Genomic DNA, 21,862 nt, shown 5'->3' on the forward strand with positions numbered 1-21,862 from the left:
GTGGGAGAATGCGAGTAAAGTCTAGCTTAAGTCACCAAATGTTGAAATGGTCAACTTTTTTTATCGGCTTGTTAATTATGTCGTTGGGGATTGTTCTGATAATCAAAGCAGACCTTGGGGCATCGCCTTGGGACGTTTTACATATTGGGCTTTATAAACAAATTGGTCTTACCATTGGTACCTGGTCGATCATTGTCGGCTTTTTTATTTTGTTTCTTTCCTCATTATTATTAAAGCGACTGCCACAAATCGGTGCTTTTTTAAATATGATTTCAGTGGGTATTTTTATAGATATGTTCATGATGGTCCCGTTCCTCGTAACACCTGAAACCTTTATCGGAAAATTGATGATGATGCTGTTAGGGCTCCTTATTAATGGATACGGAATGGGAATTTACATTTCGGCAAAGGTGGGTGCTGGCCCAAGAGATAGTTTGATGTTAGCACTAACTGAAATTTCTAAGTGGAAGGTGCAATATATTCGTTCGGGAATGGAAATTATTGTGTTAACGATTGGTTGGTTGTTAGGTGGTCCTGTTTTCGTAGGAACTTTGGTATATTGTATAGGAATTGGGTATATAGCAGGTTTTGCTTTGCCACAATGTCAGAAATTGCATGATGGATTAAAACATAAACTGGATAAAACACCAGTGATTGAAGTGAATCATTTTAGTAATTAGGGGTGTGACGTGAATGAAAATATCAACTAAAGGTAGATATGGTTTGACAATCATGATCGAACTTGCAAAGAATCATGGAAAAGGACCAATTTCATTAAAATCAATTGCCGCAAAACATGAGCTTTCTGAACACTACCTGGAACAATTAATTTCACCTTTACGCAATGCAGGATTAGTAAAAAGCATTCGCGGAGCTTATGGAGGCTATATCCTTGGGGACGAACCTACAAAAATTACAGCGGGTGACGTTATCCTCGTTCTTGAAGGACCCATTAGCCCTGTAGAGGTTTTAGAGGATGAAGAGCCAGCTAAAAGGGAATTATGGATAAGAATAAGAGACGCTGTTAATGAAGTATTAGACAGTACAACACTTGAAGACCTCGCAAGCTATAGCGACGGAAACGATGCATATATGTTTTATATTTAAAAAAAACATGGCATAATCATAGTTACTTTTTAAAAAAGGAGGGCGCATTGATGCAACATATTTATTTAGATCATGCAGCTACATCGCCCATGCACCCTGATGTTGTGGAGAGTATGCTCCCATACATGACAGAGATTTTTGGCAATCCATCAAGCATTCATTATTTCGGTCGAAAAAGTCGACATGCCGTTGATGAAGCAAGACAATCAATTGCCGATAGCATCCATGCAAAGCCAAATGAGATTGTTTTTACAAGCGGTGGTACCGAGGCAGATAATTTAGCGATAATGGGAACTGCCTTTGCAATGCAAGGAAAAGGCAAACATATTATTACGTCTGCTATTGAACATCATGCGGTACTGCATACTTGTGAACATCTCGAAAAACAAGGCTACACTGTAACGTATTTGCCGGTTAATGAGGATGGACTTATTTCTGTTAGTGATGTTGAAGCGGCCCTCACGCCAGAAACCATTCTTGTAACGATTATGTTTGGTAACAATGAAGTCGGTGCACTTCAACCCATTAAGGAAATTGGAGAACTCCTTCAAGATCATCAGGCAGTATTTCATACAGATGCCGTCCAAGCATATGGACTGGTTGATATAGATGTAAATGAGTACAAAATTGACCTTCTCTCTGTTTCAGCTCATAAAATCAACGGTCCAAAAGGAACCGGATTTTTATTTATGAGAGAAGGTAATAAGGTCGCACCACTTCTATTTGGGGGCGAACAAGAAAAGAAACGCCGTGCTGGAACGGAAAATGTTGCAGGCATTGTCGGCCTACAAGCTGCTGCTCAGTTAGCCAAACGAACAATAAGCGAAAAGAATTCGTTATATCAGGAGTTTAAACAGTCTTTTGTGTCTGTCTTAAAGGAACATGATGTTAGTTTTGCGGTGAATGGCGATTTATCAAAGTCATTACCGCATGTATTAAATATCTATTTTCCAGGAACAAATGTGGAGTCCATGTTGGTCAACCTTGATTTAGCTGGAATTGCTGCATCAAGCGGATCAGCATGTACGGCTGGTTCGATTGACCCTTCACATGTGCTTGTAGCCATGTTTGGAAAGGATTCTGACCGTATCGCGTCGTCGATCCGTTTTAGCTTCGGTCTTGGAAATACCATTGAAGATATTAAAACGGCTGCATTAGAAACAGCAAAAATTGTTAAACGATTAACAAAATAGGAGGTGGAAACATGAAAGATTCAAAAGATACCCGTGTAGTAGTGGGGATGTCTGGTGGGGTAGACTCGTCTGTTGCTGCACTTTTATTAAAGGAACAAGGCTATGATGTCATCGGGATTTTTATGAAAAATTGGGACGATACCGATGAAAATGGTGTATGTACAGCTACAGAAGACTATGAAGATGTGATCCGTGTCTGCAACCAAATCGGCATTCCTTATTATGCGGTCAATTTTGAAAAGCAATATTGGGATAAAGTGTTTACCTACTTTTTAGACGAATATAAAGCAGGCAGAACGCCAAATCCGGATGTCATGTGTAACAAAGAAATCAAATTCAAAGCCTTTTTAGAACATGCCTTAACACTTGGTGCGGATTATTTAGCGACTGGGCACTATGCACGTGTTGAATATAGAGACGGAGAATATAAAATGCTCCGCGGAGTCGATGAAAATAAGGATCAAACCTACTTTCTAAACCAACTAACTCAAGAACAACTTTCAAAAGTAATGTTTCCAATCGGCAATATTGAAAAACCAAGAGTAAGAGAGCTTGCGAAAGAAGCAAATCTTGCGACTGCTACAAAAAAAGATAGTACGGGAATTTGCTTTATCGGTGAACGTAATTTTAAGGAATTCTTAGGCAATTATTTGCCAGCTCAACCGGGTGATATGGTGACCTTTTCTGGAGAAGTAAAAGGTAAACATGATGGTTTAATGTATTATACAATTGGCCAACGTCATGGCTTAGGTATTGGCGGTAGTGGGGAACCATGGTTTGCAATTGGTAAAGACCTTAAGAAGAATATTCTTTACGTTGACCAAGGCTTCCATAATGAATATCTCTATTCAGATTCCATCTTAGCTACAAATGTAAGTTGGGTATCGGATAATAAGCCAGAGCAAGATGTTAAATGTACAGCGAAATTCCGTTATCGCCAACAGGATAATGCTGTAACAGTACAAAAGGTTGACGAAAATACAGTTAAGGTCATTTTCGACGAGCCAATTCGAGCGGTTACACCTGGACAAGCTGTTGTCTTCTACAATGGAGACGAATGCCTTGGTGGAGCAACAATTGATAAAGTCTTTAAAAATGGCGAACGCCTAACATATGTTGGGTAAAGAAACCTCAACTCTATATTTAGGGTTGGGGTTTTCCTGTGTTATAATATGAACTGCATAAACGTTAATGGAGTTGAGTTTGATTGGATTTAAATAAACAAGGTATTGAATATATGCAAGATGGCAAATACGAGGAAGCAGCAAAATGCTTTTCACAAGCAATCGAAGAAAACCCGAAAGAGCCTATTTACTATGTTAATTTTGGTAATCTTTTATCAGCTGTAGGTGATCCCGAAAGAGCAATTGCTTTTTTTAATAAAGCACTAGAGCTTGATGAGGGAATGGGAACCGCATATTACGGAATTGGAAGCCTTCTATACAACCAGGATGATTTTATCAAAGCAAAAGATATGTTCGAAAAAGCTCTAAAAGTTGGAGTCGACAATAGTGATACCTATTTTATGCTAGGAATGACATTAAATCAGTTAGGGCAGCCAAAGCTTGCATTGCCTTATTTGAAGCGTGCAGTTGAGCTAAACGAAAAAGATGTAGATGCTTTATTCCAATACGGTCTTTGCTTAGCGGGGGAATCTGTTATTGATGAAGCTATTAAAACATTTAATCGTGTCATCGAACTAGAACCTGAACATTCAGATGCTTTTTATAATTTAGGGGTAGCTTATGCTGGCTTTAAAAATGATTATGAAAAAGCACTCGACATGTTTGAAAAAGCGTTGGAATTTCAACCAGACCATATGTTAGCCGCAAATGGAAAGAAAATTGTAAGTGAAGCATTAAGCGAATAAATGATGGGGAGGGAATACTTGTGGAACAACAGGAATCTTTAGATTTATTTAGTGAACAACGTAAATACATGAAGGGCACTCATTTAGTTACCATATTTCATAATGAGCAAAATTTATATTCTGTTGTTCGGATCAGGCTTCAAGAGACAAACGAAGACTATAGCGAAAAAGAAGCAGTTGTAACGGGGTATTTCCCTCGCATTCATGAAAATGAAACCTACATCTTTTTCGGCCGCTTAAAAGAGCATCCACGATTTGGGATCCAGTTTCACGTCGACCAATTTCAAAAAGAAATCCCCCACACAAAACAAGGTATCGTCCAGTATCTTTCAAGTGACCTTTTTAAAGGAATCGGGAAAAAGACGGCTGAAAAAATAGTCGAAACACTTGGAGAAGGTGCCATATCAAAAATTATTGCGAATCCAGCAGTCTTGCAGGAAGTTGATAAGCTCTCAGCAGACAAAGCGAAAGAGATATACGATACCCTTCAAGAACACCAAGGTCTCGAACAAATTATGATTGGTCTTTCGCAATATGGATTTGGACCTCAGCTTTCGATGAAAATTTATCAAATGTATAAAGAGCAAACACTTGAAATTCTTCAACATAGTCCATATAAATTAGTTGAGGATATAGAAGGAGTCGGGTTTGGAAGAGCCGATGAATTAGGACGTCAATTAGGAATTTCCGGAAATCATCCGGATCGAATCAAAGCGGGTTGTTTATACATACTTGAACAAGATTCATTGCAGGATGGACACGTCTATCTGACTGTGGAAGATTTAATCACCCGAGTTCAACAGTTATTGGAGCAAAATACACAAGAAGAAATCATCGCGACCGATATTTCGCAGGAAATGATTAGTTTAACAGAAGAAAGCAAGCTTGTCATAGAAGAGGACAAAGTTTACTTACCGTCCCTTTACTTTTCTGAAAAAGGCCTTGTTACAAATATTAAACGTATTATGGAACAGACCGAATATGAAGATATTTTTCCTGAATCAGAATTTTTATTAGCACTAGGTGCACTTGAAGAAAGAATTAAAGTCCAATATGCACCTTCACAAAAAGATGCGATCCAAAAAGCGCTAATGTCGCCAATGCTACTACTAACAGGTGGACCAGGAACAGGAAAAACAACCGTCATTAAAGGGATTGTTGAATTGTATGGAGAATTACATGGCTGCTCATTAGACCCGAAGGATTATAATTCTGAAAATCCATTCCCGGTTGTTTTAGTGGCTCCAACTGGACGTGCGGCAAAGAGAATGAGTGAATCAACCGGACTTCCGGCTGTCACCATTCACAGGTTGTTAGGATGGAATGGTGTTGAAGGTTTTAGTCATGATGAAGACAACCCCATCAGTGGAAAATTGTTGATTGTCGATGAAGTTTCGATGGTGGACATTTGGTTAGCGAAACAGTTATTTAAATCTCTACCAGAGCATGTTCAAGTGATTCTAGTTGGGGATGAAGACCAGCTGCCATCGGTCGGTCCTGGACAAGTTCTAAAGGATTTATTGACTTCAGACGTTTTACCAACAGTACGATTGACCGATATCTATCGACAATCTGAAGGTTCATCGATTATCGAATTAGCTCATGAAATTAAAAAAGGCAATCTGCCAACAGACATCAAAGCTCCTAAAAAAGACAGGTCCTTTTTAAGATGTTATCAAAACCAGGTCCTTGAGGTTGTCAGACAGGTTTCAGATAATGCGAAAAAGAAGGGTTACTCTGTCAGGGACATTCAAGTGTTGGCACCTATGTATCGCGGTGCTGCAGGAATCGACAGTTTGAATGTTATGCTTCAAGAGCTTTTTAATCCACCAGTGCACGGGAAGCGAGAATTAAAATACGGGGATATCACTTACCGCAGGGGCGATAAGGTACTCCAATTAGTGAACCAGCCTGAAAACAATGTGTTTAATGGAGATATCGGTGAAATTGAATCAATTTTTTATGCGAAAGAAAATACAGAAAAACAGGACATGGTAGTGATTAATTTTGAAGGTAATGAAGTGACCTATACAAAACAAGACTTAAACCAAATTACACATGCCTATTGTTGTTCGATTCATAAATCACAAGGAAGTGAATTTCCGATCGTGATCTTACCGATTGTTAAAGGTTATTATCGGATGTTACGCCGAAATTTAATCTACACAGCGATTACAAGAGCGAAAAACTTTTTAATCCTTTGTGGTGAGGAAGATGCATTACGACAAGGTGTTCATCGTGCAAACGATACAAACCGCCAAACCACCTTATGCGAAAAATTAAAAGCAACCTTTGATGTCATAGAAGATGGCACTGTGTCAGAGCAAAAAGAGGCGATGTCCTATTATGATATGCTTTTTCAGACGGATCCGAACATCGGGATGGCGGGCATATCACCTTATGATTTTTTGGAGGCTGAATAAAAGTCGGGATACCCCGGCTTTTTTGTTTTGGAAACTCTTGTGCAGTATGTCAAGTTGCCTGAAAGTAAATGATAAGTAATGTTCGGAAAGGTGGCGATTATCTTTGCGGACATTCTCACTACTCAAGAATTTACCGATTTATGATGAAAATTCTGCCGAGGTAATCGGCCGAGTTGCTGACCTCTGTATCACATCAGATGGTAAGGTAAATGCCTTGATTATGAAAGGAAAAGGACTATTTGAACGAGATCGAGTAGTCCCCATCCAAAGTATCTCTGCAATAGGAGATGATGGTGTTATGGTTTCGGATGTGCAGATGCTTGAGCATCTAGATCACGAAGCTGATACACCGACATATTTTTTACACACTCATCATGGATTATTCCGAAAGCCTTTATTGTCTTCAGAAGGACAAAAATTAGGCTTACTTGAAGACGTATATTTTACAGAAGAAGTGGGCACGATTATAGGGTATGAAGTAACGGATGGCTTTTTTGCTGATATTACTGAAGGAAAAAAGGTTGTTAAAACTGAGAAGCCTTTAAAAATTGGCGAAGATGTCATCGTCGTTGATGTTTAACTTAGGAATTCCATGATGTGAGGTGTACCCTGTGAAGTGCCCAAATTGTAAAAGTAAGGATATCGGTAAAATTGGTGTTAACCAATATTACTGCTGGGGATGTTTTATCGAGTTATCTGTAAATAAAGGACAAATATTCACGCATCAGGTAGAGGAAGATGGCACACTCAGTTCGTTGGATGATCTGTTTGCTGACGACGATAGAAGGATCAGTATGTAATCCTAAACAAGGAGTGAATAGGTTATGAATAAAGCTATGACTTCTCTAATCACGATGGGTCTAGGTGCTGCGGCATACGGAATTATGCAAAGAAACAATGTTGTGTCGGCCCGCAACATGAAAAAAATGCGCAAACGCATTACGAAAATGTTTTAATATGTAAGGGAAAACCCCACGGTTGTGGGGTTTTTTGGTTATTATGAAACATTGAAGTAGGTATCGGGATATCATGCGGCCGGAAGTCGAGCGGGATATGCCGTACAAGTAGTTATCGGTATATCACGAGCTCACAAAGTCAAGATTGAAATACTGCAAAAAGAGTTATCGGTATATCACGAGCTCACAAAGTTAAGGTTGATATACCGCAAAAAGAGTTATCGGTATATCACGAGCTCACAAAGTCAAGGTTGATATACCGCAAAAGCGATTATCGGTATATCACGCAGTCCCAAATCAAAGGTTGATATACCGCAAAAGCAGTTATCGATATACCCAGCAGCCAAAAAGTCGAGCGTGATATACCGCAAAAGCAGTTATCGGTATACCACGCAGTCCAAAGTCAAAGGTTGATATACCGTAAAAAGAGTTATCGGTATATCACGCGCTCACAAAGTAAAGGTGGATATAACGCAAAAGCATTTATCGGTACACCAAGCAGCCCAAAGTGATATCTTTGAAATTCTATTGTTCATCATGTTTTGGTACATAAAACGAAGATCTGCCAAAATGGACTAGATTATATTCTTTTAAAAGATATTTACGAATAGTCAATTTTGAATTAATTACCCCACACCACACCATAACCTCATTCACCGTAAGTCTCCTGTCTGGAAAAAGCAAACTTAACTCTTTCACACTTCGTAACACCGCAGATTCTTTATGCTCCAACTCCCCACAACTTGGACACTTAAGATAGTTTTGATTCTGAACTTCCATAAATCCACACCCACCCCGACACACAATCCCCTTCTCCAACTCTCCATATGTATAAGCTGGCAACCGGGAATACGGATTATTGGTGATGTGCAACGAAGCCAATTTTTCCGCAAATCGTATATGCCCCCCAGAAACCGTAGAAGTTGAAACGGTCTCATTTAAATTTTTTAAAAATCGACTAAGTTGTGCATGAAAGACAAAAGGTGCTTTAACGGGTGCCTCGTATAGATAAAACTCAGGGTTTATGAATATAACTTGAGATTCAACTGCGATATTATATCGTAACTCTTGGAGAAGTTGTCTAAATAATGATTCACTGCGGGTTATTTGAATGTGCGGATTTTTGATCTCTTTCCCAGAAATCATGTGTAAGCGGTCATTTTTGAAGAAATAATCTCCCTCGTAATTTTTCACTTCAAAAATGTTTATTTTCTTTTGTGTGATAAGCAGGGAGTCGATTTGGAATAAGGTGTTGTTTACTTTTAGGAGAAGGTCGTTCAAAATGAGGCATTCATTTGGAAGATCTAGAAGCAAATTGTCAAATTGTTTTTCACCGAGCCAGCCCTTTTCGAGGTAAGCAAAAGTGTTTTCGTCCTCAGCATCTAATTTCTTGCGAACCCGTAAAAAACGAAATAGCTCTAATTCATCATTTTCACCACGTGATTTAATAATCAAATAACCACATCCTTTCAACATCATTTTACAAAATAATCAGTATTTTTACAATGTAATCTACAAACGCTCGTCTGTATAAATCCACTTAGATTCCAAAAACTACTAGGGGAGGAGTGAGAACAGATGAACGAAAATAGGGTCAAATGGATTTTTAGATTATCGTTTTTACTACTAGCGTTTTTGACAATCTATATATTTTTAAAATTGGCTCCGATCTGGCTCCCGATTGCGTCACTCTTAAAAACATTTTTAATACCTTTTATCATTTCTGTTTTTATCACCTATTTGCTTCACCCTATTATTGAAAAACTCAGCCATCGTGGATTTCCAAAAACACTTGCCATCTTACTTATCTATTTCCTTTTTTTCGGGGGAATTGGGATTGCAATATATAAAGGTATCCCAGTCATTCTTTCACAACTTAAAGATCTTGCCGATAGCTTCCCTGAATTCAGTAAAACGTACAGGATTTGGCTAAAAGAAATCGAATCAGGAACATCACAGCTTCCAGCTTTTGTTCACGGACAGCTTGATGATTTGCTGAATTCAGTGGAAAGCTATGTGGATTATTTGCTTTCAAGGACAATCGAAATTTTTAAAGGCCTTCTCAATTCAATCTTTATTATTGCAATCATTCCATTCATCGTTTTTTATATGTTAAAGGACCATGACCAAATGATAAAAGCACTTTGGTACATGACCCCCAGAAAGCTTAGAAAATCGGGTCAGCTTTTTTTTCGAGATGTTGATGAGTCATTGGGAAATTACATCAGAGGGCAGCTCATCGTATGTCTTCTAGTCGGGACAACAGCGTCCTTGGCATTTTGGATATCTGGTATGAAATATCCATTGTTATTTGGAAGTATCGTTGGGGTTACAAACATCATCCCTTACTTTGGACCAATCATTGGTGCCATTCCTGCGGTCATTATTGCTGCCACCATATCAATGAAAATGGTGATCATTGTGATCATCGTCGTGTTCGGACTTCAATTTATTGAAGGAAACCTGCTATCACCCATAATCGTTGGAAAAAGCCTACGGCTACATCCTATTGTAATTATTGGAACACTTTTAGTAGGCGGAGAAGTTGGTGGGGTTGTAGGGCTTATTATTGCCGTACCAGTAGTAGCCATTTTAAAGGTTTTTGTCATTCATGCAAAGCGGCATTTTTCAGTTATTCGTAAGGAATAACGCTAGCATTGACAAACATTTTCTACTTGAATATAATTGACAAGAAATGATGAATTTCAAAAAGAAAACTATGAAGGAACAAGTATGTTACAGGACCATCAAACCAGAGAGGGATTTCCAAGGCTGAGAGGGATTCCGGATGAAGGGTAACAGAACGCTACTCCTGAGTGTAGGAAAACCTACCGGTGAATACCGTTATCAATATACGAAGGTGATGGACGTTTCTATTTTTTTACGTCCATAATCAGGGTGGTACCGCGAGCATACTCTCGTCCCTGTTTTTTAGGGATTAGAGTATTTTTTTATGTCTAAAATGATATTGGAGGTTATGATATGAAACAATTAACATCAGCTCAAGTACGACAAATGTTTTTAGATTTTTTCCAATCAAAGGGGCATGCTGTTGAACCTAGTGCTTCTTTAGTTCCACATGAAGATCCATCATTACTTTGGATCAATAGTGGTGTTGCTACCTTAAAAAAATACTTTGATGGACGTGTTATTCCTGAAAACCCAAGGATTTGTAATGCGCAGAAATCCATTCGTACAAATGATATTGAAAATGTAGGGAAAACGGCAAGACACCATACTTTCTTTGAAATGCTTGGAAACTTCTCAATTGGTGATTATTTTAAAGAAGAAGCCATTGAGTGGGCATGGGAATTCTTAACAAGCAGGGAATGGATTGGGTTCGATCCAGAGAAGCTTTCTGTAACAATCCATCCAGAAGATGATGAAGCACATAAAATTTGGAATGAAAAAATTGGAATTCCTGAAGAGCGCATTATTCGTTTAGAAGGAAACTTCTGGGATATTGGTGAAGGTCCAAGTGGTCCGAACACAGAAATATTCTTTGACCGTGGTGAAGAGTTTGGAAATGACCCGAATGATCCTGAATTATATCCAGGTGGAGAAAATGAACGTTATTTAGAAATCTGGAATCTTGTGTTCTCACAATTCAACCATAATCCAGACGGTACATATACTCCACTACCTAAGAAAAATATTGATACGGGTATGGGTCTTGAAAGAATGTGCTCTGTTATTCAAAATGTACCTACCAATTTTGACACAGACTTATTCATGCCAATTATTGAGGCAACAGAGTCCATTTCCGGTGAAAAATATGGACAAGAAAACGAAAAAGATGAGGCATTTAAGGTTATTGCCGACCACATCCGAACAGTTACATTTGCAGTAGGTGACGGGGCACTGCCATCCAATGAAGGAAGAGGCTATGTTATCCGAAGATTATTACGACGTGCCGTACGATACGCAAAGAAGATATCAATTAATCGTCCCTTCATGTATGAACTTGTTCCTGTTGTAGGCGAAATCATGGTTGATTTTTATCCGGAAGTAAAAGAAAAAACAGAATTTATTCAAAAAGTTGTGAAAACAGAAGAGGAACGCTTCCATGAAACATTACATGATGGACTAGCTATTTTATCTACTGTTATTCAAAAGGAAAAAGAAAAAGACAGTGACACAATTGCAGGTGTTGATGTTTTCCGTTTGTATGATACGTATGGTTTCCCTGTAGAACTTACAGAGGAATATGCTGAAGAAGAAGGCATGAAGGTGGATCACGATGGGTTCGAACGTGAAATGGAAAACCAACGTGAAAGAGCTAGATCTGCTCGTCAAGATGTCGATTCCATGCAAGTTCAAAGTGGAGTTCTTGGAGAAATAAAAGTAGAAAGTACGTTTGTTGGTTATGATGAACTTGAAGCACAATCAACCGTTCTTGTAATCGTAAAAGATGGAGAAGTTGTTGAGAAGGCAAACGAGGGTGAAGAAATTCAACTTATTTTAGACAAAACACCTTTCTATGCTGAGAGCGGTGGACAAATCGCAGATGAAGGTACTATTGAAAATGAAAAAACAACGCTGATTGTGAAAGACGTTCAGAAAGCACCAAATGGTCAAAACCTTCACCGAGTTGTGATTGAAAAAGGTAGTCTAACTAAAGGTGACCAACTTCATTCCAAGGTTGACCAAGAAAATCGTGGTGGGGTTATTAAAAACCATACAGCGACACATCTTTTACATCAGGCATTGAAGGATGTACTTGGAGTTCATGTAAACCAAGCGGGTTCACTCGTAACTTCCAATCGTTTACGCTTTGACTTCTCACATTTCGGTCAAATTAAGCCTGAAGAGCTTGAACAAATTGAATCGATTGTGAATGAAAAAATTTGGAGTAGCATCCCAGTAAATATTGATTACAAATCATTAACGGAAGCAAAAGCGATGGGGGCTATGGCACTATTTGGTGAGAAATATGGTGAAATTGTGCGCGTAGTTCAAGTTGGTGACTATAGCTTAGAACTTTGTGGTGGATGCCATGTACCGAACACTTCAACTATTGGGTTATTCAAGATTGTCTCTGAATCAGGTATTGGGGCAGGAACTCGCCGTATCGAAGCTGTAACTGGTAAGGCAGCATACCATGTTATCAATGACCAAGTTAAAATGCTTCACGAAGCGGCAAATCTACTAAAAACAAAGCCAGTTGAAGTTTCAAGCAGAATTGAAGCATTACAGCATGAAATTCGCAATTTACATCGTGAAAATGAGTCGCTTTCAGCGAAGCTTGGCAATATTGAAGCAGGTAGCCTTGTCGACAAAGCGAAAGAAATTAACGGTGCAACGGTTTTATATAGTAAGGTAAATGCCCAAGATATGAATAATCTTCGTGCAATGGTTGATGATTTAAAACAAAAGCTTGGTTCAGCAGTTATTGTTTTAGGTTCTGTTAATGATGATAAGGTAAACTTAACGGCGGGAGTAACAAAGGACTTGATTGAAAAAGGCTTCCATGCAGGAAAACTCATTAAGGAAGTGGCAACTCGATGTGGCGGTGGTGGTGGTGGCCGCCCGGATATGGCACAAGCGGGTGGTAAAAATCCAGACCAACTTGAATCTGCATTGCAGTTTGTAGAAGAATGGGTAAAAAATATCTAAAAATCACCAAATTTGTATCATCCTAGGTTTTAGGATGATACAAATTGTCACTTCTTGTTTCTATTTAGTTGTGATTAGTGTACAATGAATGGTAAGATTTACATGCGCGGATTCAAACATCAGAATCTAAAGAGTGAGGTGCAGAACTTGAGCTCATTTGATAAAACAATGAAATTCAACTTTCCAGAGGAACCAGTTGAAACAAATGTAAATGAAGTATTATTCAATGTCTACGATGCTCTTCAAGAAAAAGGATATAATCCAATCAATCAAATTGTTGGATATTTATTATCTGGAGATCCTGCATATATTCCACGTCATAATGATGCAAGGAATATTATCCGCAAGCTTGAACGAGATGAAATAATTGAGGAGCTTGTGAAATCTTATTTAAAGATCCATCGTGAGGGGTAAAACGAATGAGGATTCTCGGTTTAGACGTCGGCTCAAAAACAGTCGGTGTCGCCGTTAGTGATGAAATGGGCTGGACTGCTCAAGGCATTGAAACCATTAAGATTAATGAAGAACGTCAGCAGTTTGGTTTAGAACGCCTTGGTGAAATCATCAAGGATTATGGGGTAGAATCGGTAGTTATTGGTTTACCGAAAAATATGAATGGGACAATTGGACCACGTGGCGAGGCTAGTCAACATTTTGCTAATATGGTTAATGAGAAATTTGGATTGCCGGTTGTTTTATGGGACGAGCGTCTTTCAACAGTAGCAGCCGAACGAGTCTTATTATCCGCAGATGTAAGTCGAAAAAAGCGAAAGCAAGTAATCGATAAAATGGCCGCTGTCATGATCCTCCAGGGGTATCTAGATAGTAAAAATTAATGAGGTGGATTTACATGGAACATGGTGAAAAGCAAATAACGGTAATTGATGAACAAGGAAATGAAATTCTTTGTGAAGTATTATTTACATTCGAATCAGAAGAATTTGGAAAGTCTTATGTCCTTTATTATCCAGTTAGTGATGATAATGAGGATGAAGAAGATATCGAGATTCATGCATCAAGCTTTAGCCCATCTGAAGACGGAGAAGATGGAGAACTTAAACCAATCGAAACTGAAGAAGAATGGGACCTTGTTGAAGAAATGTTAAATACTTTCCTTGATGAAGAAGGAGAAGAATAAAACAGCCGCGCGCTGTTTTTTTCTTTTTCCAATAACATCCCCAAAAATACCTCCAACTACTTTAAAACAACTAGATTTTTTAGAAAAAACTACAAAATTCTAGTGAATTCTTTCCTAAAATTGACGAATTAAATAAAAAAATGTAGTATAATAATTCGAGTGAGGGGAGGATTTACCATACATGTCAGATAACGATTCGAAAAAAGAGTTATATAAAAAGAATCTACAAGAACGGCATAGTGAAGCCAAAACAATCCGTAAGATAGTATTTATCATTTTTATCATATTACTATTAGCTATATCTGGAATCATCGGCGGAGGCTATTTATATATAAAATCAGCACTTGAGCCAGTAGACCCTACAAATAAAGAACCTATCGAGGTTACAATCCCAATCGGTTCATCACCAACAGCAATTGCCCGTATTCTTGAGGAACATGATGTTGTAAAAAATGCAAAGGTATTTCGTTACTATACGAAGTTTAAAAATGAATCTGGTTTTCAGGCTGGGGAATATACGCTTAATCAATCTATGAACTTTGATGAAATCATTGAAAGTTTGAAATCTGGAATTTTCATGGGGGAACCTGTCTTTAAAATGGTAATCCCAGAAGGAAAACAGCTAGAGGAAATTGCAACAATTATTGCAGAACAAACTGGATATAAACAAGAAGAAGTCATAAATAAAATGGATGATACTGAGTATGTTCGTGGTTTAATCAGTAAATATCCAAGCATCTTAACGGAAGAAATATTAAACGAGGATATTAAACATCCGCTTGAAGGATATTTATTCCCGGCTACCTATCCGTTTTACGAGAAAAAGCCTTCCATTGAATCGATTGTCGAAACGATGCTCGATCAAACGGAAAAAATTCTAGTAAAATATGCAGGGCTGATGGAAGGAAATAAATATATTGATTCAACCCATAAACTATTAACTATGGCTTCATTAATAGAAGAAGAAGCGACAGCTCAAACTGATCGTGAGACAATTTCAAGCGTGTTTTATAATCGTTTAGATTCTGATATGCCTCTTCAAACAGACCCTACTGTTCTATATGCATTAGGAGAGCATAAGAAGCGCGTACTATATGATCACCTTGGAGTGAATTCACCGTATAACACATATAAAATAAAAGGTTTAACACCAGGTCCGATTGCAAATGCTGGGGAATCATCTTTATCAGCTGCACTAAACCCTGCTGAAACAGATTTTCTATACTTCCTAGCAGCCCCAACAGGAGAAGTATATTATTCGAAGACATTGGAAGAACATAATGCCAAAAAAGCACAATATATTACAAATCAACAAGAGTAACTTATTCAGCAATGATTGAATACCGTTACAGCCTTGGCGTATTTGATTTTTCCAGGGAACGCTATATGGCGTTCCCTTTCCTTTTATGATAGAATAAAATGTGCAAATTTATTATTATAGAAAAATAAAAAGACGACATTTTTTACCCACACCACCATATTGAAATGGAGGTTTTTTTCTTGTTATCAAGTAAAATAACCCAATATTTAGAAGGCTTGCTTCCAAAAAGAAATGAAATCGTTGAAGAAATTGAAAATTATGCAAAAGAAAATAATGTACCAATAATGGAACTAGTTGGCATTGAAACGATGCTTCAAATACTACGAATATCTCAACCAAAGCGAATTCTTGAAATTGGTACTGCGATCGGTTACTCTGCGATTCGTATGGCCCAGGCACTTCCTGGTACAAAAATTGTATCTCTTGAGAGGGACGCAGAGCGATATGAAAAAGCCCTTGAAAACATTGAAAAGACTGGGACAAGCTCTCAAATCGAAGTGATTTTTGGAGATGCTCTTGAATCTGCAGATGAAGTGAAAAAGCATGGTGAGTTTGACTGTATTTTTATTGATGCAGCAAAAGGCCAATATCGACATTTTTTTGACATCTATGAAAAATGTCTTTCAAAGGATGGCTTAATTGTGACTGATAATGTACTATTTAAAGGGCTTGTAGCGGAGGAAGAAATCGAGAATAAAAGAATCCGAAATCTCGTTGCAAAAATAAAATCGTATAACGAGTGGCTCATCAAGCACCCAGATTACCAAACGACCATCTTACCAGTAGGGGATGGGGTTGCATTAAGTAAAAGAAGAGGTGTTAAGGAATGAAGAAACCAGAACTTCTGGTCACGCCTATATGTGTAGAAGATATTGAACCACTGATTAAGGCAGGGGCAACAGCATTTATCATAGGTGAACAACGATATGGGTTACGTCTTGCAGGGGAATTTAATCGAGAGAAAATAGTTCAAGCTGTTGAAATTGCCCATGCCCATGATGCAAAAATTTATGTCGCGATGAATGCTATTTACCATAATGAAAAAGTGGACGAGTTAGCAGACTATGTGACATTTTTAAGGGATAGTCATGTAGATGCAATTGTGTTCGGAGACCCAGCAGTCTTGATGACGGTCCGTGAGGTTGCTCCAGAAATGAAGTTACACTGGAATACAGAAACGACTGCGACGAACTGGTATACATGTAATTACTGGGGAAGAAAAGGTGCAAAGCGCGCCGTGCTTGCTCGTGAATTAAATATGGATTCAATTGTTGAAATAAAAGAAAATGCCGAGGTTGAAATTGAGGTTCAAGTACATGGCATGATGTGTATGTTCCAGTCGAAGCGATCACTAGTTGGAAACTATTTCGAATATCAAGGCAATGTATTGGAAATCGAAAACAGCAAAAAAGAAAAAGATATGTTCTTATTTGATAAAGAACGTAACAATAAATACCCGATTTTTGAAGATGAAAATGGCACTCATATCATGAGCCCAAATGATGTTTGTATTATCGATGAATTGGAAGAAATGATTGATGCTGGCGTTGACAGCTTTAAGATCGAAGGGATTTTAAAATCGTCTGAATATCTCCTTGAAGTAACAAAAATGTATCGAAAAGCAATTGACCTATGTGTAGAAAATCGTGATGAATATGAAGACATCAAAGATGATCTATTAGCACAACTTGAAGAACTTCAACCAATCAATCGCCCACTAGACACAGGTTTCTACTTTAAAGAAACAGTCTACTAATCAGACAAAAGAGGAGGAAAATGCATGTCAACAGCAGTTGAAAGAGAACCGATTTCAAAAATAGTAGACGGCAAGCGTGTAATTATCAAAAAGCCAGAATTGCTTGCACCTGCAGGTAACCTAGAAAAATTAAAAATTGCTGTTCACTATGGTGCAGATGCTGTTTTTATTGGTGGTCAAGAATATGGACTACGTTCTAACGCCGATAATTTTACTCTGGAAGAAATCGCAGAGGGCGTAGAATTCGCAAACAAATATGGAGCCAAAATCTATGTTACTACAAATATATATGCCCATAACGAAAACATGGATGGAATAGATGAATATCTAATGGGGCTTGAAAAAGCTGGAGTATCAGGTATCATCGTAGCAGACCCCCTTATTATTGAAACATGCAAACGAGTCGCTCCAAAAATGGAGGTACACCTAAGCACCCAGCAATCCCTATCCAACTGGAAGGCTGTTCAATTTTGGAAGGAAGAAGGGTTAGAGCGTGTCGTACTAGCACGTGAAACGAGTGCTGAAGAGATTAAAAAAATGAAGGAAGAAGTCGATATCGAAATCGAAACATTTGTACATGGTGCTATGTGTATTGCATATTCTGGTCGTTGTACATTAAGTAATCATATGACAGCACGAGATTCGAACCGTGGTGGTTGCTGCCAATCATGCAGATGGGATTACGATTTATTTAAATTAGATGAAAATGAAAATGAAGTAGCCCTATTTGATGAAAAGGACGCCCCATTTGCGATGAGTCCAAAAGACCTAAAGCTTATCGAATCGATTCCACGAATGATTGAATTAGGAATTGACAGTTTAAAAATAGAAGGAAGAATGAAATCAATTCACTATATTGCAACGGTAGTAAGTGTTTATCGTAAAGTGATCGATGCATATAGTGCCGATCCTGACAATTTTGTCATCGATGAAGAGTGGCTTAAAGAACTTGATAAATGTGCAAATCGTGATACTGCGCCTGCCTTTTTTGAAGGAGTTCCTGGCGTAAAAGAACAAATGTATGGTACTCATAGTAAAAAAACAACTTATGATTTTGCTGGTCTGGTGTTAGACTATGATAAGGAATCAGGGATTGTAACGTTACAACAGCGAAATTACTTTAAAAAGGGAGACCAGGTTGAGTTTTTTGGCCCTGAAATTGACAACTTTACACAAACAGTTGAAACGATTTGGGATGAGGACGGAAACGAGATATATGCCGCAAAACATCCATTGCAAATTGTTTCGTTTAAAGTAGACAAGCCTGTATATCCGAACAACATGATGCGAAAGGGGAAGTAACATGAGCAAGAAGCCAATTGTCATTGGCATTGCTGGAGGCTCAGGATCTGGTAAAACAAGTGTATCAAAAGCCATATTTGAGCATTTTAAGGGTCACTCAATCTTAATGATCGAGCAAGATTCATATTATAAAGATCAAAGCCATATGCCTTTTCAAGAACGGTTAAATACAAATTATGACCATCCGTTAGCTTTTGATAATGATTTACTCATTGAGCACATTAAAAATCTTCTTGATTACAAAGGTATAAGTAAGCCGGTTTATGACTATAAATTTCATACAAGGTCCTCTGAAGTAATTCCTGTTGAACCAAAGGATGTAATTATTTTAGAGGGAATTCTCGTTCTTGAAGATGAACGACTACGCGATTTAATGGATATTAAGCTATTTGTAGACACTGATGCAGATATTCGAATTATCCGAAGAATGCTGCGGGACATTAAAGATCGCGGTCGTACGCTAGAATCTGTTATTGAGCAATATGAAACGGTGGTCCGTCCGATGCATAATCAATTCTGTGAACCAACGAAGCGATATGCGGACATCATCATCCCTGAAGGTGGGCAAAATCACGTTGCAATTGACTTAATGGTAACAAAAATTCAAACAATTCTTGAACAAAATGTCATTTTGTAATAACATAACAGAGAAAAAGATGTTATGTTAGTACAAATTATAAGGAAAGGAATGGTAGAAATTCCCTATCATTCCTTTCCTTACTATACAAAAAAAGAAAACAATTCGTACTACATATGTAAAGCAATCACAGGGGGATTGTAACGACTACAAGGAGTGAAGGGATTATGGTAGAGAAAGTATTTCCAATGACAGTAGAAGGAAAGCAAAAATTAGAGCAAGAACTAGAACATTTAAAGACAGTCAAGCGTAAAGAAGTTGTAGAGCGTATTAAAATTGCAAGAAGCTTTGGAGATCTTTCAGAGAACTCAGAGTATGATTCTGCGAAGGATGAACAAGCTTTTGTTGAAGGACGTATAACAACAATTGAAAATATGATTCGAAATGCAAAAATTATTGAAGAGGATGCTGACAGCGCTGGTAAGGTTTCATTAGGAAAAACAGTATCCTTTATTGAACTTCCGGATGGGGAAGAAGAAACGTATACGATTGTGGGAAGTGCTGAAGCCGATCCATTTGAAGGTAAAATTTCAAATGACTCTCCAATCGCAAAAAGCCTACTTGGAAAACATGTTGGAGAAAAAGTAACGGTTCAAACTCCAGGTGGAGATATGTTTGTTGAAATTACAAAAATTGACTAATATTGTTACTTTTACAGGGATTTTGAACAATCTCTATAGGTATAAATAGTATGACACCTCGTCGAAACTGTAGACGAGGTGTTTTTATATGGTAATTCAAAAACGTGCATTTATTATCTTAATCGTAATCCTATTAATATTAACAGGGTTAATAGGCAGACTTATGCAATTACAACTCGTAAGTACCGAATCCTTTACGAGTCATGATATAAATTTAATTGAAGCGAGTGTTTCCCAACGAACCCAGGAACTTGTAATAGACCAAGGCCGTGGGCGATTTATTGACAGAAATAAAAAAGCATTAACCCATGAATATTATCCAACACTTGTATTATTTCCTTTTTTAAAAAACATTGAATGGCCTGTTGAGGAAGTCGCTGAAATCGTAGAGATACCAGCAACTACCTTAAAAAATGAAATTCAGGATGCTAAAAAACCCGTAATTGTTGGTGGAGACAGACCCATTGAATTAACTGAAAACCAGATGAACAAAATTAATAACCTCCAAATCCCAGGTGTTTTTGCTGTCCATCGTCAATATGAGCTTGATCATGATATTGCAGAACATTTAATTGGGCTAATAAGAGAAAATAAGGATTTATTCCAGAAGCGTTATCCTGAGAAATCCTATCTACCTCAGAATACAAAACTGGGAATTACTGGTTTGCAATCTACCTTTGATGAATTCCTATTACCTGAAGGAGAGGCGAAGCTTTTATATCATGTGGCAGGGGATGGAGGACCATTATTTGGCATTGATGTTAAGTACACAGCCCCTGCAAATCCTTATTACCCGGTAGCCATTCAAACGACCTTGGATAAAGATCTACAACTCTTGGCGGAAAAAATTATTGATAAGAATGGTTTGGAAAAAGGAGGAATTGTCCTACTTGATGTCAAATCCAATGATTTACTTGCAATGGTTAGTAAACCAGATATTAATTCGTCTAATCCATTTGAGGATGGCAGTGCCCAAAATCAAATGATCATGCCACAATTCCCTGGTTCTGTTTTTAAGACAGTGATTGCCGCGGCTGCTATTGAGCAACAGCAAATTTTAAATGACAGAATGTTCAATTGCGATAAAGATTTGTATGGCGAAGGGCAAGCAGAATATCCGCATGGCATGCTTAATTTCCATAACAGCTTTGCAAAAAGCTGTAATTACACGTTTGCAGCCCTGGCACAGGAGATGTTACAAAAGGATCAAGATGTAATTGAACAGTATTCTGAAATGCTAGGCTTACTTGGACCAGTTGGCTGGAATGGCGATGTATTTCGTTTTCGAAATTTCAAACAGCTTCCAAATGAATATAATGGTCAAATTTGGACGGATGAAAAGGACAAAAATGTTCCGAAGGCCATTGCTCAGACTGCGATTGGGCAAAAGGATGTTAGGGTTACTCCATTAGGCATAGCGAATATGATGGCAACCATTGCACGTGGAGGTTCAAAAAAAGAAGTTCGAACTGTTAGTGATGTGTTATATAAGAACGGTACAACCTTATTTTCTTTTTCAAAACAGGATATGGAAGGGCCGAAGATTGCACCCTATACAGCTAGCAGGCTCCAAGAATTGCTTCGAGGAGTTGTGACATCTGGAACTGGACAACGGTTTGCAGATCTTCCTTATCAAGTGGCTGGTAAATCTGGAACAGCTGAAACAGGAAAAAAACAAGGTGAGGTAGGACTTGTTAACAGTTGGTTTGCGGGGTACTTTCCATTTGAAAGTCCAAAATACGCTCTTGTAGTTGTTGATTTGGAGCAGCAAGGCTCTCGATCTGTAGCAAATACAATTTTTTATGAAATTGTTCAAGGAATATATCAAATGGAACAGGAAAAAGGTACCAAAACGAACGACTAATAAAGAAATCTCTTCAACCTTTTGGTCACACATGCTAG

Annotated in this window: 22 protein-coding genes and 1 other annotated feature; of the genes, 21 read left to right on the plus strand and 1 reads right to left on the minus strand. The window is 38.0% G+C overall.

Annotated features, from left to right (window positions below; translation table 11 throughout):
- Positions 1–8: 8 nt before the first annotated feature.
- The 9 genes from ABC371_RS13285 to ABC371_RS13325 all read left to right on the plus strand — a co-directional run bounded on the left by ABC371_RS13285 (position 9) and on the right by ABC371_RS13325 (position 7,549).
- Complete coding sequence (locus ABC371_RS13285) at positions 9–680, plus strand: YczE/YyaS/YitT family protein (RefSeq protein WP_412897225.1); 672 nt, start codon at positions 9–11, stop codon at positions 678–680.
- Positions 681–693: 13 nt separating this feature from the next.
- The gene (cymR, locus tag ABC371_RS13290; RefSeq protein WP_412897226.1) at positions 694–1,107 is read left to right on the plus strand and encodes a cysteine metabolism transcriptional regulator CymR; all 414 of its coding nucleotides are present in this window, start codon (positions 694–696) and stop codon (positions 1,105–1,107) included.
- Between the two features lie 50 nt (positions 1,108–1,157).
- On the plus strand, positions 1,158–2,300 hold the full coding sequence (locus ABC371_RS13295) for a cysteine desulfurase family protein (RefSeq protein ID WP_412897227.1): 1,143 nt from the start codon (positions 1,158–1,160) through the stop codon (positions 2,298–2,300).
- Positions 2,301–2,311: 11 nt separating this feature from the next.
- Positions 2,312–3,424 (plus strand): tRNA 2-thiouridine(34) synthase MnmA, encoded by a 1,113-nt coding sequence (mnmA, locus tag ABC371_RS13300; protein WP_412897228.1) that lies wholly within the window; start codon positions 2,312–2,314, stop codon positions 3,422–3,424.
- An 83-nt stretch (positions 3,425–3,507) separates the two neighbouring features.
- Positions 3,508–4,170, plus strand: a complete 663-nt coding sequence (locus ABC371_RS13305) for a tetratricopeptide repeat protein (RefSeq protein ID WP_412897229.1) — start codon at positions 3,508–3,510, stop codon at positions 4,168–4,170.
- A 20-nt stretch (positions 4,171–4,190) separates the two neighbouring features.
- Positions 4,191–6,593, plus strand: a complete 2,403-nt coding sequence (gene recD2, locus ABC371_RS13310) for an SF1B family DNA helicase RecD2 (RefSeq protein WP_412897230.1) — start codon at positions 4,191–4,193, stop codon at positions 6,591–6,593.
- Between the two features lie 103 nt (positions 6,594–6,696).
- The gene (locus ABC371_RS13315; RefSeq protein ID WP_412897231.1) at positions 6,697–7,173 is read left to right on the plus strand and encodes a PRC-barrel domain-containing protein; all 477 of its coding nucleotides are present in this window, start codon (positions 6,697–6,699) and stop codon (positions 7,171–7,173) included.
- A 31-nt stretch (positions 7,174–7,204) separates the two neighbouring features.
- Positions 7,205–7,393 (plus strand): hypothetical protein, encoded by a 189-nt coding sequence (locus tag ABC371_RS13320; RefSeq protein ID WP_099362011.1) that lies wholly within the window; start codon positions 7,205–7,207, stop codon positions 7,391–7,393.
- 24 nt (positions 7,394–7,417) lie between these two features.
- The gene (locus tag ABC371_RS13325; protein WP_412897232.1) at positions 7,418–7,549 is read left to right on the plus strand and encodes a YrzQ family protein; all 132 of its coding nucleotides are present in this window, start codon (positions 7,418–7,420) and stop codon (positions 7,547–7,549) included.
- 525 nt (positions 7,550–8,074) lie between these two features.
- Here the strand turns inward: ABC371_RS13325 and ABC371_RS13330 are convergent.
- On the minus strand, positions 8,075–9,004 hold the full coding sequence (locus ABC371_RS13330; RefSeq protein ID WP_412897233.1) for a nuclease-related domain-containing protein: 930 nt from the start codon (positions 9,002–9,004) through the stop codon (positions 8,075–8,077).
- A gap of 123 nt (positions 9,005–9,127) precedes the next feature.
- On the opposite strand from ABC371_RS13330, the gene ABC371_RS13335 reads away from it, so the two are divergent.
- The 12 genes from ABC371_RS13335 (at position 9,128) to ABC371_RS13390 (ending at position 21,824) form a co-directional block, all read left to right on the plus strand.
- The gene (locus ABC371_RS13335; protein WP_412897234.1) at positions 9,128–10,198 is read left to right on the plus strand and encodes an AI-2E family transporter; all 1,071 of its coding nucleotides are present in this window, start codon (positions 9,128–9,130) and stop codon (positions 10,196–10,198) included.
- Between the two features lie 61 nt (positions 10,199–10,259).
- Positions 10,260–10,478, plus strand: a binding site (T-box leader).
- Positions 10,479–10,531: 53 nt separating this feature from the next.
- Positions 10,532–13,165, plus strand: coding sequence for an alanine--tRNA ligase (gene alaS / locus ABC371_RS13340; RefSeq protein ID WP_412897235.1), 2,634 nt, complete (start codon positions 10,532–10,534; stop codon positions 13,163–13,165).
- A gap of 147 nt (positions 13,166–13,312) precedes the next feature.
- On the plus strand, positions 13,313–13,579 hold the full coding sequence (locus ABC371_RS13345; RefSeq protein ID WP_010678229.1) for an IreB family regulatory phosphoprotein: 267 nt from the start codon (positions 13,313–13,315) through the stop codon (positions 13,577–13,579).
- A gap of 5 nt (positions 13,580–13,584) precedes the next feature.
- Positions 13,585–14,001 carry a Holliday junction resolvase RuvX gene (gene ruvX / locus ABC371_RS13350; protein WP_412897236.1) on the plus strand — a complete coding sequence of 139 codons (417 nt, stop codon included), beginning with the start codon at positions 13,585–13,587 and terminating at the stop codon, positions 13,999–14,001.
- A gap of 14 nt (positions 14,002–14,015) precedes the next feature.
- Positions 14,016–14,303 (plus strand): DUF1292 domain-containing protein, encoded by a 288-nt coding sequence (locus ABC371_RS13355; protein ID WP_412897237.1) that lies wholly within the window; start codon positions 14,016–14,018, stop codon positions 14,301–14,303.
- A 181-nt stretch (positions 14,304–14,484) separates the two neighbouring features.
- Positions 14,485–15,624, plus strand: coding sequence for an endolytic transglycosylase MltG (gene mltG, locus ABC371_RS13360; RefSeq protein WP_412897238.1), 1,140 nt, complete (start codon positions 14,485–14,487; stop codon positions 15,622–15,624).
- 179 nt (positions 15,625–15,803) lie between these two features.
- Positions 15,804–16,454, plus strand: coding sequence for an O-methyltransferase (locus ABC371_RS13365; protein WP_412897239.1), 651 nt, complete (start codon positions 15,804–15,806; stop codon positions 16,452–16,454).
- Positions 16,451–17,380 (plus strand): peptidase U32 family protein, encoded by a 930-nt coding sequence (locus ABC371_RS13370; RefSeq protein WP_412897240.1) that lies wholly within the window; start codon positions 16,451–16,453, stop codon positions 17,378–17,380. Before ABC371_RS13365 ends, ABC371_RS13370 begins: the two co-directional genes overlap by 4 nt.
- A 24-nt stretch (positions 17,381–17,404) precedes the next feature.
- Positions 17,405–18,682, plus strand: a complete 1,278-nt coding sequence (locus ABC371_RS13375) for a peptidase U32 family protein (RefSeq protein WP_412897241.1) — start codon at positions 17,405–17,407, stop codon at positions 18,680–18,682.
- 1 nt (position 18,683) lies between these two features.
- Positions 18,684–19,319, plus strand: a complete 636-nt coding sequence (udk, locus tag ABC371_RS13380) for a uridine kinase (protein WP_412897242.1) — start codon at positions 18,684–18,686, stop codon at positions 19,317–19,319.
- A gap of 164 nt (positions 19,320–19,483) precedes the next feature.
- Complete coding sequence (greA, locus tag ABC371_RS13385) at positions 19,484–19,960, plus strand: transcription elongation factor GreA (protein ID WP_412899350.1); 477 nt, start codon at positions 19,484–19,486, stop codon at positions 19,958–19,960.
- A gap of 88 nt (positions 19,961–20,048) precedes the next feature.
- Positions 20,049–21,824 (plus strand): peptidoglycan D,D-transpeptidase FtsI family protein, encoded by a 1,776-nt coding sequence (locus tag ABC371_RS13390; protein ID WP_412897243.1) that lies wholly within the window; start codon positions 20,049–20,051, stop codon positions 21,822–21,824.
- Positions 21,825–21,862: the final 38 nt, after the last annotated feature.

The organism is Bacillus jepli, assembly GCF_047238305.1.
In the GTDB taxonomy this organism is placed as follows: Bacteria; Bacillota; Bacilli; order Bacillales; family Bacillaceae_L; genus Ferdinandcohnia.